At 55.7% G+C, this 14,112-nt stretch carries 9 protein-coding genes; 5 read left to right on the top strand and 4 right to left on the bottom strand.

Translation table 11 applies throughout. The annotated features are described in order from the left end of the window. Positions 1 to 80: 80 nt before the first annotated feature. The 4 genes from secA (at position 81) to FBR45_RS14595 (ending at position 6,955) form a co-directional block, all read left to right on the top strand. Positions 81 to 3,473 carry a preprotein translocase subunit SecA gene (secA, locus tag FBR45_RS14610; protein WP_138503574.1) on the top strand — a complete coding sequence of 1,131 codons (3,393 nt, stop codon included), beginning with the start codon at positions 81 to 83 and terminating at the stop codon, positions 3,471 to 3,473. A 182-nt stretch (positions 3,474 to 3,655) separates the two neighbouring features. Then, on the top strand, positions 3,656 to 4,747 hold the full coding sequence (locus FBR45_RS14605) for a hypothetical protein (RefSeq protein ID WP_138503572.1): 1,092 nt from the start codon (positions 3,656 to 3,658) through the stop codon (positions 4,745 to 4,747). Further along, on the top strand, positions 4,744 to 5,874 hold the full coding sequence (locus FBR45_RS14600) for a glycosyltransferase (protein ID WP_138503570.1): 1,131 nt from the start codon (positions 4,744 to 4,746) through the stop codon (positions 5,872 to 5,874). The genes FBR45_RS14605 and FBR45_RS14600 overlap by 4 nt, the downstream gene beginning before the upstream one ends. Before the next feature lie 142 nt (positions 5,875 to 6,016). Further along, the gene (locus tag FBR45_RS14595; RefSeq protein WP_138503568.1) at positions 6,017 to 6,955 is read left to right on the top strand and encodes a 3-oxoacyl-ACP synthase III family protein; all 939 of its coding nucleotides are present in this window, start codon (positions 6,017 to 6,019) and stop codon (positions 6,953 to 6,955) included. 202 nt (positions 6,956 to 7,157) lie between these two features. Here FBR45_RS14595 and FBR45_RS14590 read toward each other — a convergent pair whose 3' ends face one another. The 3 genes from FBR45_RS14590 to ispE form a co-directional block, all read right to left on the bottom strand. Next, on the bottom strand, positions 7,158 to 9,146 hold the full coding sequence (locus FBR45_RS14590; RefSeq protein ID WP_171044900.1) for a M1 family metallopeptidase: 1,989 nt from the start codon (positions 9,144 to 9,146) through the stop codon (positions 7,158 to 7,160). A gap of 118 nt (positions 9,147 to 9,264) precedes the next feature. Further along, complete coding sequence (locus FBR45_RS14585; protein ID WP_138503566.1) at positions 9,265 to 9,861, bottom strand: cytochrome c oxidase subunit 3; 597 nt, start codon at positions 9,859 to 9,861, stop codon at positions 9,265 to 9,267. Positions 9,862 to 9,933: 72 nt separating this feature from the next. Further along, complete coding sequence (gene ispE / locus FBR45_RS14580; protein ID WP_138503564.1) at positions 9,934 to 10,767, bottom strand: 4-(cytidine 5'-diphospho)-2-C-methyl-D-erythritol kinase; 834 nt, start codon at positions 10,765 to 10,767, stop codon at positions 9,934 to 9,936. Positions 10,768 to 10,915: 148 nt separating this feature from the next. On the opposite strand from ispE, the gene FBR45_RS14575 reads away from it, so the two are divergent. Continuing rightward, on the top strand, positions 10,916 to 11,614 hold the full coding sequence (locus FBR45_RS14575) for a beta propeller repeat protein (RefSeq protein WP_138503562.1): 699 nt from the start codon (positions 10,916 to 10,918) through the stop codon (positions 11,612 to 11,614). A 3-nt stretch (positions 11,615 to 11,617) separates the two neighbouring features. Here FBR45_RS14575 and FBR45_RS14570 read toward each other — a convergent pair whose 3' ends face one another. Then, complete coding sequence (locus FBR45_RS14570) at positions 11,618 to 14,071, bottom strand: OmpA family protein (protein ID WP_138503560.1); 2,454 nt, start codon at positions 14,069 to 14,071, stop codon at positions 11,618 to 11,620. Positions 14,072 to 14,112 lie beyond the last annotated feature (41 nt).

Below are 14,112 nucleotides of genomic sequence, written 5' to 3'. Positions count from 1 at the left end.
TTACTGGTCAACACCATGATCAGCAAATTCCGATAGCTCAGCGCTTCTACCTGACGAATATCGACTATCGACCATACGAGATGATCAATTTCATAGCCAAGTTATTTGGCACCAAATCGCAGCGCGACATCAAAGAGCTGCTGCCGTACGTAGAAAAAGTAAATGCTGAATTTGTTCGGTTGAAAGAACTGTCGAACGACGAGTTACGGCAGGTATCGGCCGACCTGAAAGCGCAGATTGCTGCAGAACTGGCCGATATCGACAGTCAACTGGCCGACCTGTCGGCCGCAGCCAGCAGCGTTGATGTCGACGTGAACGAGAAGGAGCGGATCTTTAACCGGATCGACAAACTCGAAGCAGACCGGAACGTAGAACTCGAACGGGTACTGCTCGACATTCTGCCCCGCGCGTTTGCCGTCGTGAAGGAAACCGCCCGCCGGTATACCGAGAACGACCAGCTGACCGTCACGGCTACGGACTTCGACCGGGAAATCGCCCTTCGGAAAAAGAACGTCGTCATTGATGGCGACAAAGCCCACTGGGCCAACCGCTGGGATGCAGCCGGTACGCCCATCAAGTGGGACATGGTTCACTACGATGTGCAGATCATCGGGGGCGTGGTGCTCCACCAGGGTAAAATTGCCGAGATGGCAACCGGTGAAGGTAAAACGCTGGTCGCTACGTTCCCGGCCTTTCTGAACGGACTGGCTGGTCGTGGCGTACATATCGTAACGGTCAACGACTACCTGGCCAAACGCGACTCGGAGTGGATGGCTCCGCTGTTCGAGTTTCATGGCCTGCGCGTCGACTGCATCGACAAACACCAGCCGAACTCCGACTTCCGGAAACAGGCGTATCTGGCCGATATTACCTACGGCACCAACAACGAATTCGGCTTCGACTACCTGCGCGATAACATGGCCCGCGAAACCGGCGAACTGGTACAGCGGAAACATCATTACGCCATGGTCGATGAGGTCGACTCCGTCCTGATCGATGACGCCCGTACCCCGCTGATCATTTCAGGGCCGATTCCGCGGGGCGACGAGCAGGATTATATTGAACTGAAGCCGCGCGTAGCCCGTGTGGTCGAAGCCCAGCGCAAACTGGTTTTCGATTTCCTGAACGATGCCAAGAAGAAAATTGCCGCCGGCGACGAAAAAGAAGGCGGTCTGTCGCTGTTCAGAGCGCATCGGGGCCTACCCAAACATAAGCCGCTCATCAAGTTCCTGAGCGAGACGGGGAATAAGGCGCTGCTGCAGAAAACCGAAGCCATCTATCTGGCCGAAAACCAGAAGCTGATGCCGGAAGCCGACGCACCGCTATATTTTACCATCGACGAGCGGCACAATAGCATTGACCTGACGGAGAAAGGGATCGACTACCTCACCGGCTCCGGCGAAGATCCGAACTTCTTCATCCTGCCCGATCTGTCCATTGACCTGAACGCCATCGACAAAAATCCGGAGCTGTCGGAACCCGAGAAAATTCTCGGCAAAGAAGCCGTTGTCCGCGATTATGCCGTCAAGACGCAACGGATCAACACGGTAAACCAGCTCCTGAAAGCCTATACGCTGTTCGAACGGGATACCGAATACGTCATCATGGACGGCAAGGTAAAAATCGTCGATGAGCAAACGGGCCGGATCATGGAAGGTCGCCGGTGGTCAGATGGTCTGCACCAGGCGGTCGAAGCCAAAGAAAACGTAAAGGTTGAAGACGCCACTCAGACCTACGCTACGGTAACCCTCCAGAACTACTTCCGGATGTACCACAAGCGGGCGGGTATGACCGGTACGGCCGAAACCGAAGCCTCTGAATTCTGGCAGATTTACAAAATGGACGTGGTCGTTATTCCGACAAACCGCCCCATCAGCCGCCAGGACGAAGAAGACAAGGTATACCGGTCGGTTCGGGAGAAGTATAATGCCGTCGTGGACGAAATCAACATGCTGGTCGAGAAAGGCCGGCCGGTGCTGGTGGGTACCACCTCGGTCGAAAACTCCGAGCTGTTGAGCCGCCTGCTGACGCTCCGCAAAATTCAGCACCAGGTTCTGAACGCCAAATACCACCAGCGGGAAGCCGAGATCGTAGCCTCGGCCGGTCAGCCGGGTACGGTTACGATTGCGACCAACATGGCGGGTCGGGGTACCGACATCAAGCTGACACCCGACTCGAAGTCGGCGGGTGGGCTGGCCATTATTGGTACCGAACGCCACGAGTCGCGCCGGGTTGACCGGCAGCTGCGCGGTCGGGCCGGTCGTCAGGGCGACCCCGGTACGTCGCAGTTCTTCGTATCGCTGGAAGATAGCCTGATGCGCCTGTTCGGTTCTGACCGGATTGCGAAGGTGATGGACCGGATGGGGCTGGAAGAGGGCGAAGTGATTCAGCACTCTATGATTACGAAGTCGATTGAACGGGCTCAGAAAAAAGTCGAAGAAAACAACTTCGGCATTCGGAAACGCCTGCTCGAGTACGACGACGTGATGAACTACCAGCGCGAGGCCATCTACAAACGCCGTCGGAACGCCCTCTTCGGCGATCGTCTGCCGCTCGACATTGCCAATACCATGTACGACGTGGTGGAAGAAACGGTCAATAATGCCGAAGGCAACTACGAAGAGATTAAACTGCAGCTCCTGACCACACTCGGCGTAACGCCCGAACTGAGCGCCGACGAGTTTGGCCGGATGAAGAAACCCGACCAGATCCGGCGCCTGTACGACGAAGCCGAAGCCCACTACCAGGCCAAAAACCAGGCTATTGCCGAAAAAGCACTGCCGGTTCTGACGCAGGTCCTGAACGAACAGGGCCACCAGATCAAAAATATCGTGGTTCCGTTCTCAGACGGGCTGCATGAACTGACGGTGGTAACTGATCTGCGCGAAGCGGTAGAAACAGGTGGTCGTCTGCTGGTGACGGAAATGGAAAAGGCCGTAACGCTGTCGGTGATCGACCAGGAATGGAAAGAGCACCTGCGCGAAATGGATGACCTGAAGCAATCGGTTCAGAACGCCGTATTCGAGCAGAAAGACCCGCTGCTGGTCTATAAGTTCGAGTCGGTCGAACTCTTCAAACGGTTCCTGAACAAGGTCAACTTCGACACGATCAGCTTCCTGGCCAAAGCCGATATTCCGGCGCAGGATGCCGCAGAGGTGCAGCAGGAAATCCGGCAGGCCCCGGCCCAGCGCCGACCCGAGCCCCAGCCGAAGCTGCAAACCAATATTGATGATTTTGACGACGACCACCTCGCTACGGGCCCCGAAGAGTACGCCCGCCGGATGGCCGAGAACAACGCCATGGGCGCCGGCGCGCCCCCCATGGCTCCGCGTCAGGAACCCATGCGGGTTGCCAAGCTCGACCGTAACGCCCGCGTGAACGTTCAATATGCCGACGGTTCCGTAAAACGGGATGTCAAGTTCAAAACAGTCGAGAACGATGTTATGAGTGGTAAAGCCATGCTGATCGACTAAGGTCAGCGACGCGCCCCGCCTGTCAACCCTCTGATTGGTGCCTGCCCGGTACTGATCAGAGGGTTGCTGCTTTTGGCTAAGATCGGTCCGGAGCCAGTCGGTAGCATCGCGAAAACGGCACGATTGATGCCCTGATTTCGTTATAAACGTACGCAGGCCTGAACCGCTGGCCTGCCGATCCGATGAACCCGATTCTGTACTTACGCTGGCTTTTTATTGGTCTGTTCCTGACGGCTTCGCAACCTGGCAGCGCGCCCATTCGCTTACTGCCGCAGTCGATTCCGTTTACGCCCAAAGAATTTTACATAGCCACCGTCACCGACCAGCGCGCTGACCGGGGGGCTATAGCCCGACTGGCCCTCAGGCCGGGGCAGGCACCCCAACCCGTCGATCTTGAGGGCGGTGTGGCAACCGGCATTCGTCAGTTTGTAAACCAAAGCCTGAAGCAGAACAAATCGCTTCGGCCGATCGCGATGCGAATTACCCAGCTCCGGCTTGCCGAAACGGCCGTGGGCAATCGGGTAACGGGTCAGTTCGTATTTGCCGCGGTTTTTGACCTGCTTGGTAAATCCGACGATGGCAGCGAGACCAGCACCCGCCTGACCGAATACCGGGGTAGTGCCAACTATACCCGCCCGCTAAGCCAGACAACCATCATCGAGCCCACCATCCGGCAGGCGGTTGTAGCCTCACTGCGTAGCCTGAACGATTACATGAACCGCGAATCCAGTCAGAACGAAAAGCTGGCCAAACGCCTGCGGGTCGTTTTTCTGGATGATAACCGGATTACCAACGACGATACCGTACAGTACAATCCAGAGCGTCCGCTGACCTGGGCCGACTTCCGGGCCGAACCGCGTCGGGGCAGCCACTACGCGGCCGAGGTCTTCACCAGTTTTGCCTACGAAGGTCGAAGCACCGTAAAAGATGGGGTCATCACCATTCAGCTGACCACCAAGGCCTATATGCTCAAGAACTCATCCTGGGGCCGGGCCGATGCCAAAAACGCGTATGCCCTCAACCACGAGCAGCGCCACTTCGACATCACCAGGCTCATTACGGAGCGATTCAAACAGAAGATTCATCCCGACAGCCTGACGCTCGACGATTACAACAGCATTATTCAATACCAGTTTCTGGAGTCGTTTCGGGAAATGAACCGGATGCAGGAGCAGTACGATGCCGAAACCAACCATAGCGTCAATCAACTGGCTCAGGAGCGCTGGAACCAGCAGATCGATGCCGAACTGCGTAAGTTTGGCGTGAAAAAGTGAAAAAGCCCCGCGTTTTTCTCGTCAGCACCGCCCACCCTGCCACCGATCCACGGATCGTCTTCAAACAATGTCCAACATTGGCCGATCGGTATGAGGTTTTTTGTGCCCTGCCACGGGCCGACCCGATGGTGTGCCCCGGCGTGCGGTTTATCCGGCTTCCGTACTTTCGGCGGGTAGTCTGGCGGGTCTTACTGACGAGCCCGCTGGTTTTGTGGCATAGTATCCGGCTGCGCCCCGCTCTGATTCATATCTATGTGCCCGAACTGCTGCCGATTGCGTTTGTCTGCCGGCTGTTGGGCATACGCGTTATCTATGAGGTGCAGGAAAACCTGCATAGGAAACTGCATGTCAGAACCCTGAACCGGGGAGCAGGTCTTGAGTTGGCCTTTCGCTGGTTCGATCGGCTGGCCCGCCGGTATCTGCATCTGATCTTTACCGAACATGGCTATCTGAATACCTATACCCGGCTTCATAAGCCTCATGTGGTTATCTACAACTACCCGCTGTTGTCGTTTCTGGAGCCTTTTCGGCAGCCATACCAGCCCAATCCGCACGAGCCGTCGTTGTTGCTGATCGGCCTGCTGAGTCCCGAACGCGCTTTCGATACCCTAATCGAGGCTTTGCTGCGGGTCGTGGTTCAGTACCCCCATCTGGAGGCCCATCTGTTCGGTAAACAGGCAATCTCGTCAACGTATATAGAGCAATTCGTATCTTTGTCGGCCATTCGGTCAAACGTGACGCTATATGGCTATACGGATCAGCGCCAGGCCCTGCTAAAGGCGACGGGTGCCACTGCCGGATTAGCCCTGCTCAAGCCCGTTGGCGACTATCCCGAGTCGTATCCAACCAAGCTGTTTGAGTACATGGCGCTGGGCTTGCCCGTGATCACCTCGGATTTTTCGCTGTACCGGGCCGTTGTCGAACGTCATGACTGCGGCTTGTGTGTATCGGCCGAAGAGCCCGCTGCCATTGCCCGGGCGCTGCTGTATCTGATAGAGCACCCAGCCCTGGCTAAAGCGATGGGAGAGCGAGGCCGACGAGCCGTCGAAACCCACTACTCGTGGGCTACCGAATCGACTAAACTGCTCGATTTTTACGAACTGGTGTTGAAAAAACACCGCAGTTAGATAATTTTTTGCCCGATAAACAAGACAAAACGAACACATTTTGGTATTGTTCTAATGACAAGTACCATGCTTTCCCGGAAGGATTTAACTTTCGGTCTGAATTACGGGTGGAAGTACTGAACGCCCTCTTTTTTTTGACCTGATGTACATTCATGCAGTAAGCCACTACCTACCTACAGCTGTAGTCGGCAACGAACACTTTACCCGACTCAACGGCCTGTCGAGCGACTGGATTATTGAGCGTACCGGCATCGAGGAGCGCCGGAAAGCGGCCCCGGGTGAGAATACCAACACGATGACCATCGACGCGATCCGGCGCCTGCAACCCAAAGCCGATCTCGCTACGGTTGATCTGATCGTTGGCGCTACCTACACGCCTTATGATACCATCGTATCGCTGGCCCACGAAGCCCAGCATATGTTGGGTATTGCCGATATACCGGTTATTTCGATCTCGACGGCCTGCTCGTCGTTGCTGAATGCGATCGAGGTGGTAGAAGGCTATTTTGCCCTGAATAAAGCCAGTCGGGCATTGGTGATCGTATCGGAGCACAACACGGCTTACAACAACGATGAAGATACGATTTCGGGGCATTTGTGGGGCGATGGCGCAGCCGCGCTGCTGATCACGAAAGAGCGGCAGAGCGACGACGATTTCGAGATTATGGGCCTGCTCACGGGCGGAGCCGCTCATACGCCCAAGGCCACCACGGGCGTGACGATGAGACCCAACGAAGGGGGCGTTGCCATGCCGTTTGGCCGCGATGTGTTCATCAATGCCTGCCAGTACATGCCCAAAGCGAGTCTGCAGGTTCTGGAGCGCTGCGGTCTCACCCTGGCCGACGTTGATTACGTGTTGCCCCACCAGGCCAACCTCCGCATTTCTCGTAATGTGATGAATACCCTGGGCCTGCCCGAAGAAAAACTGATCTCTAACATTCAGCGGCTCGGCAATACGGGCTGTGCGGGCTGCGCCATTGCGCTCTCCGAACAGTGGGACACCTTCCAGAAAGGCCAGCGCATCGTTATTACCGTATTCGGGGGCGGCTATTCGTTCGGCGCGATGCTTATTCAGAAATAGGCATTCAGGATCATGGAGCCGGGTATCTGCTGGTTATGTACCTGACGGCACATCACTGTTGCGGGTTCCGAAAGAGGCTACCGACGTTACGCTGTTACGGCCCTAATGTGCCGTGGCTACTTCCGGATCGACAATAAAACAGGGAGAAAAGAGAGTCGCTTCGACTGTTTCTTTTCTCCCTGTTCCATATCACCCTGTGCTCTTACTGCGCTTCTCCGCGCCAGGTGTTGTTGCGGCTATTGATGTCAGGCAGTTTCTGATCCGGGTCAACCACCACCGTTTTCAGGGGCGAGGTTGAGTTGTATTTGAACGTCCAGGTTCCGCCCCGCTGCCATACTTCGACCGGCAGGTTCACCCGGCTCTTCTTTCCGTTGGTTTCGGTCACTTCAACCGTAACAGGCATAGCCAGTTTCTCGAGGTTTTCGATCGAAATCAGCGATCCTTTCGTAGCCGATCCGTCTACGTACTTCACGTCCCGAACGGCCTGATCGAGTTTCCAGGTCTCGTAAAAGAAACCCCGCCAGAACCAGCCCAGGTCTTCGCCGGCGCCATCTTCCATACTCCGGAAGAAATCATAGGGCGTCGGGTGCTTGAAAGCCCAGCGGTTTACGTACTGCTTGAACGCATAATCGAACCGGTCAGGGCCCAGAATCACGTCCCGCAGTAGTTTGAGCCCCATACCGGGCTTGTAATACGCCAGAATACCCAGCGCGCGCGACTGCTGAACATCCGGAATAGTCATTACCGGCTCGGTCGGGTAAAACAGGGCTGGTGCAATGTCGTGCATAGTACCCCGCTCCCGATTATACTCTCCGTTATTAAAGTTGGCCGTCGACAGCGTATTGATGAAGGTGTTGAAGCCTTCGTCCATCCAGGGAAATTTACGTTCGTTATTACCCACAATCATCGGGAACCAGTTATGCCCGAATTCGTGGTCGGTTACGCCCCAGAGCGCATCTTTCTTGTCTTTGTGGTCGCAGAATACGATACCGGGATACTCCATACCGCCCACAATACCGGCCACGTTGGTAGCCACGGGGTAGCTGTACTCGTAGAGGTATTTGGAATAGAACTCGATGCAGCCTTTGACGTACTCGGTCGAGCGGCCCCAGGAGTCGTTGGTAGCGCTTTCGGCTGGGTATACCGACTGGGCCAGCGAAGCTTTACCACTGGGCAGGTTCATGCGTGCAGCATCCCAGACAAACGCTTTGGAGCTGGCAAAGGCCACGTCGCGGGTGTTCAGGCACCGGAACCGCCAGGTTAGCGTACCTGACTTCTTCGGCCGGGTGTTGGGGTCGTTCACTTCTTCCTTACTGCGGATCATCACCGTTTTATCACTTTTGGCAGCCTGAGCCAGCCGCCGGATCTGCTCGCCGGTCAGCACGTCGTTCGGGTTCAGCAGCTCGCCCGAACCGACTACGATGTGGTTCCAGGGCACGGTAACGCTGTACTCATAATCGCCGTAGTCGAGGTAAAACTCGCCCGCTCCCAGGTAGGGCAGCACGTTCCAGCCTTCGATATCATCGTATACACACATCCGTGGGTACCACTGGGCAATCTCATAAATCACCCCATCTTTCCGCCGGAGCTGCCCCATTCGGTCGGAGCCGTATTCCGGAATCTTGAATGAGTAGGCCACCTTCACCCGTACGACCCCATCGGTGGGTTTTACGGGTTCGGCCAGGCGCACCTGCATACGGGTATCGGTAATTTCGTAAGGCGTGGCCGCAAATTTGTTCTTACCCTGCTCTACCTGTACGCTCGTAATGGTCAGACCACCCGCAAAGCCCAGGTTGCCGAACCGCCCGCCCGTTGTGGGGGTGGTGCGGGCTGCCCGCGACGTATCGCTGAAGGCGTTCTGGTCGAGCTGAAGCCACAGGTACGCCAGCGACTCGGGCGAGTTGTTGCGGTAGGTGATGGTCACCTCGCCCGTAACGGTATTCTGCTGATCATCCAGGGTAACGTTGATCTGGTAATCGGACCGGTTTTGCCAGTACCGGGGGCCCGGCGCTCCGCTGCCCGTGCGGTAATCGTTACCGGGCTGCATGTTAAACAGCGGATGGAACAGGGCCAGCGGGTCATATTGCGAGCCAGCCGATCCTGAACCCGGCCGGGTCGATGAGGGTGTGGTTTGGGCAAAACCAGTCAGGCAAGCCATCCAGAGGCCCACCCCAAGAATGATTTTTTTCATGAACACGTGATGAAACAGAATTTTATACAAATAACGACAGAAAGCGGCTGTCGTTGTAAATCAAATCAAAGTTGATATATAGCTCACTGATCATCAGCACATAGCAAAACAAGCGCGCTTACCAGCTCAGTCCGTGATGGGCAATTAGAAAAACAAACAGGCCGATCCAGAGAATATCGACAAAGTGCCAGTAGAGGGTAATCAGCTGAAGCTTGAGCCGGTTGGGAGGGTTTACACTGTACACGAATGAATCGACGTAGGGACGGCGACGCAGGGCCTCGACCAGTACAATGACCAGAAAGATGAGACCGATCAGAATATGAAGCAGATGAATCCCGGAAATGATATAAACGAACCCACCAGCCGGGTTACCCGACAGGCCAACACCGGCCAAAATCATTTGCCGCCACCCCCACCCCTGTAGCAAAATGAAGAGCGTACCCAGCACCAGCGTACTGGCAATGTTGGTCCGGTAACTCTTAAACCGCTCGTGGCGGAAAGCGTGGTTGGCGTTGTTGAGCGTGAGGCTGCTCAACAGTATGGCTACCGTACTGATCAGAAAGACGTTGGGAAGCTTCACGTCGGTCCAGCCCGACCCGGCCCGACGAATGATGTAGGAAGCAAGCAGAATCGTGAAGAACATCACACTGCTGGCAATACCCAGCCATACCATAAAGCGGAACGGCTCCCGCCGTTTCGTCACAAAATTGCTCATGTCGTTCCGTTTTCAGCGTTCCGGTCGTTTTCTTCAGTTGGTTCGGATGCGTTCAGACCCGTACTCAAAAAACTACTTCTCTGTTCCGGCCTTTCCTTTCCAAACGCGGTACGTCCGGAATTGGTTTGGGATGACAATGGGCGCATCGAAAATCCCGTAAATAGTAGAGCCTGAACCACTCATGCTGGCGTAAACAGCCCCGGCTTCGTAAAGCTGCTGCTTTATGGCCGGCAGCTCCGGATACCTCGGAAAGAGGCTGTCTTCAAAATCGTTATGAATCGTTGCGCGCCAGGTACTGATAGGTTCCAGCAACTGATCGCGCAGGGCTACGTCGGGCTGATGGGGCCGTACGCCGGCATAGGCTTCGGCCGTAGAAATGGCCAGGTTGGGGTATACCAGCAACAGGTAGTAGCCCGTCAGGTCAAGGGCTATTTCGCTGAACACATCGCCCTTTTCGGTACAGTATACGGGTTTGTTGCGGATAAAGAAGGCGCAATCGCTTCCCAATTGCCGGGCGTAGTTTTCCAGCTGATCATCGGTTAGGTTTAACGCAAAGCGCTCGTTGAGGCTTTTCAGCACAAAGGCCGCGTCGGCCGAACCACCACCCAGTCCAGCTCCGATCGGGATAACTTTATGCAGATGCATCTGTACCGATGGTAACTCAGCATGATCAGCCCTGAGCAGATTATAGGCCCGCACGCACAGATTGGCGTCAGCACGGTCAGGCTCGTCGCCGGGAATGGTCAGGCCGCTGCTGGCAAATCCGAACTGGTCGGCCGGAATAATCTCCAGCACATCGGTCCAGCCAACGGGGTAAAAACACGACTGTAGGTTATGAAATCCGTCGGGCCGCTTACTGGTAATGCGCAGGCCGATATTGATTTTGGCGTTAGGGAACGTCAGCATCCGAACGAGAGCAGGAAATGAGCAGCGAATATGGCAGGCAGATCAGAGAGAATGGAATAACTGCCCTTATTTATTTGAAGTAGATGACAAACGAATGCATATATTCACATTTGTTATTTATTGTAAGAGCTTAGCTTACTAATACGGTATGAGAGCGTTTTTCTTCTTTTTGTTGATCAGTCTGGCCCTAGCGGCCTGTGTCGATACCGATACGTCCGTCACCTCGGCTGATCCGGACTGGCTCCGGCTTGAAATCCCCTCCGGCGGAGAAGCCAGGCAGGTAGCAGGCGGTCTGGATAGTACGCTATTCGTGGCAACCACGCTTGAGATTTACAAAACAAGCAATCGGGGTAAAAGCTGGGAGCTGATTCGCAGGCGTCATCATGGGCCGCAGGGGATCATTCTCAGGCAGGACACGCTCTGGAATGTAACAAACAGGGGCGGTCCCCCGCAGCAAACATTCGTGTATGACCGATATGCCGATTATACCGTTGATGGCGGCAAGACCTGGCAAAAGGATAAAAACCCAACTGAGCTACGCCTGCAAATTAACGCTGCCTCTGCTACCAACGGAACGGTCTACACCATCAGGGAGAACTCAACGCCTAAGACCGAAGACCCATCATCAGCCTACGTTAATCCGGCCGGTATTCTGAGGCAGACAGCTGGTCAAACGACTCTGCTTGCGCTTCCATTCAGGCATGGAATCAATGCCCTGCATCTCGATTCCAAAAGTCGCCTGTATGTGGCGGTATATGGTACTCATATCCCGGAAACGAACCGGATACTATCTTCCCCAACGGAGTCCCCGGCGGTTATCTATCTATCCCGGCGCCCGCAACCGTAACGCTTACTTGATCTCAACGACCCGGAATTCGGTTCGGCGGTTGCGCTGGTGTTCGGCTTCGGTGCAGATCACCTCGTCGGTACAGTTGTTGACCAGCTGGGTTTCGCCCATGCCGAGGGTGGTAATGCGCCGGCGGCTAATGCCCTTAGAAGCCAGATAATTGGCTACAGCTTTGGCGCGCTGCTCAGACAGGACCTGGTTACGGGCGGCTTCGCCCCGGCTGTCGGTATGCGAGCGAATTTCGATGATCAGCGATGGGTACTTACGCATCGTAGCCACCAGTTTTTCCAGCTCGCGGGTAGCATCGGCCCGCAGGCTCACACCCCCAAAATCGTAGTAGATATTGTCGATGGTAACTACGTCGCCCACGCTCAGCATCCGAAGATCGGCCGATACTTCTTTGGGTTTGGTTTTCTTCGGTATGCGTTTAATCCGGTTCGTGTTGGTGCCGAACGCGGCTTTTGAGGCAATCAGGGTGTAGTCGCAGCCTTCGACAATATCGAACAGATAGCGGCCGTCGGCGCCCGTAACATACTCGCGCTGGCTCCGGTCACACTCGTTCCGTAACCGAACGGTAACCCCCTCCAGCGGTCGGCGGTCGCGTTCGCTGACGACCATACCCCGCACCCGCGACCGGGTTAGCGGTTCGGCGGTATATTTATCAACGGGTCTGGCCGCAATGGTATCTATAATCACCGTTGGTTTGGTGATTCCCATCTCGATACGGCTGGGCTGATCGTCGGCCAGGTCGCGCGATGAGAAGCCGATCGTACTAGTGACATAGCCGTCGCGGCTGGCCTGGAACATAAAGTCGTTATTGGCTTCGAGACACAGGCGCACAAACCCACCGGCGTCGGTGATGAGGGTCTGGTCGGCCCGGCCTTCGCCCCGGGCTTTAACCAGCACACTCACACTGTCGAGCGGCTGATCCGTCTCGGTGTCGTAGAGTCGGATAGAGAGGTCGCGGCATTCGAACAGCGAGCTCTCGCGCACGAACCGGTAAATATCGTCGTTACCAGCCCGGCGGTTACTGCTGAAGTAGCCACCCTGCCGGTTGGCATCGGTAATGAGACCAAAATCATCCTGGGGTGAGTTGATCGGTTCGCCGAGTGCCTCAACGGCCTGTACGCTGCTCCCATTGGTTACGGTTGCGTAGAAAATATCGAGCCCGCCCCGTCCCCGGCGTCCGTCGGACGAGAAGTATAGGTTACCCGCATCGTCTACGAACGGAAAGAGCTCGTTGCCTTTGGTATTGATCGTTGGGCCCAGGTTAACCGGTCTGCCCCACTGCCCATTCTGGTAGCGGCTTACGTACAGATCGGTACCACCCGAGCCACCGGGCATGTCGGACGCAAAATATAGCAGCTGCCCGTCGCGGCTCAGCGTAGGGTGACCAACCGAATATTCATCGCTGTTGAAAGACAGCTCTTCGATGTCGGCCCAGGCACCGTTCTGCTGGCGGGCGGTGTAGAGCTTGAGTTTATTAACCCCTTCGGCGCTCTTCCGGGAGCGGCCGTCGTTATAGTTGTTGCGCGTAAAATAGATCCGGCTGCCATCGCGGGTAAAAGTAGCCGGGCCCTCGTGGTATTTTGTGTTCAGGGTTTTGCTGAACCGCTGCGAAGGACTAACCGGCCGCACGTCGTAGCCCAACCCCTGAGCAATGTTGACCCCGCCTTCAAAGCCGGTGATGATGCGCGAGTCGTTGGCCGTACCGGGCGTGTAATGATCCCGACCAACGCCACCGGTTCTGACCCGCTGGTTTTCGACTTTACTGGTGCTGCCATCGGCGTTGATGATGCTGGCTATCTTAAGCCCGTTTCGATTGGGCACGTAAAAGAGATCGAGATAACCCGAACCGCCCCCCTTGCCACTGGTTTCTATCGTTGAGCCACCCTTGGTACCCGACACGTAGACCAGCCCGTCCTGATAAAAGGCAGGGCTAAACTCCTCGCCCGACGAGTTCAGGTCCAGAAATTCGAGCCGGTATCGGATCGACTCATTCCGACCGCCAGCCTGCGCACCCAGGCCCACCGCTCCGGCATCGGCCCGGCGTTCCTGCATTTTCTCTTTCAGTTTCAGATATCGTTCATATTGCTGCTGAGACTCCTGAAATTTCCCATTCCCGGCCAGGGTCTGCGCGTATTGTAGGGTCTGCTGCGGATCGTCGCCGGTGCTGCTGTTGAGGGCTTCGCGGTAATATCGCTCTGCTTTGGGTCCATCGCCCACCTGCTGATAGGCATAGGCCAGCCGCCCCTGGGCCGTTGATTTCTGAGCCGGGGTAAGCTGGGTACCCTGGTCGGTTAAAATCTGCGTATAGGCATCAATAGCCCGGCCATACGCTTTGTAGTTGAGCAGGCGATCGGCTTGCCTCAACAACGAATCGACCTGTGCCCAGGCAGTCATACTGCTCAGCCACATACCTACGCCTACGATCCAACTAATCAGGTTCTTACTCATTGCTATTATTACTGGTCTGCCTGTCAAGTCTGGTAGATATA

Source organism: Spirosoma lacussanchae, assembly GCF_005870035.1.
Taxonomy (GTDB): domain Bacteria; phylum Bacteroidota; class Bacteroidia; order Cytophagales; family Spirosomataceae; genus Spirosoma; species Spirosoma lacussanchae.
This window is presented reverse-complemented; position numbering and strand designations above follow the sequence as displayed.

Bases quoted from the DNA above. Each gene is read 5' to 3' on its own strand.
- FBR45_RS14570 (WP_138503560.1), bottom strand. From the start codon at position 14,071: ATGAGTAAGAACCTGATTAGTTGGATCGTAGGCGTAGGTATGTGGCTG.
- secA (WP_138503574.1), top strand. From the start codon at position 81: ATGATCAATTTCATAGCCAAGTTATTTGGCACCAAATCGCAGCGCGAC.
- FBR45_RS14575 (WP_138503562.1), top strand. From the start codon at position 10,916: ATGAGAGCGTTTTTCTTCTTTTTGTTGATCAGTCTGGCCCTAGCGGCC.
- ispE (WP_138503564.1), bottom strand. From the start codon at position 10,767: ATGCTGACGTTCCCTAACGCCAAAATCAATATCGGCCTGCGCATTACC.
- FBR45_RS14590 (WP_171044900.1), bottom strand. From the start codon at position 9,146: ATGAAAAAAATCATTCTTGGGGTGGGCCTCTGGATGGCTTGCCTGACT.
- FBR45_RS14585 (WP_138503566.1), bottom strand. From the start codon at position 9,861: ATGAGCAATTTTGTGACGAAACGGCGGGAGCCGTTCCGCTTTATGGTA.
- FBR45_RS14595 (WP_138503568.1), top strand. From the start codon at position 6,017: ATGTACATTCATGCAGTAAGCCACTACCTACCTACAGCTGTAGTCGGC.
- FBR45_RS14605 (WP_138503572.1), top strand. From the start codon at position 3,656: ATGAACCCGATTCTGTACTTACGCTGGCTTTTTATTGGTCTGTTCCTG.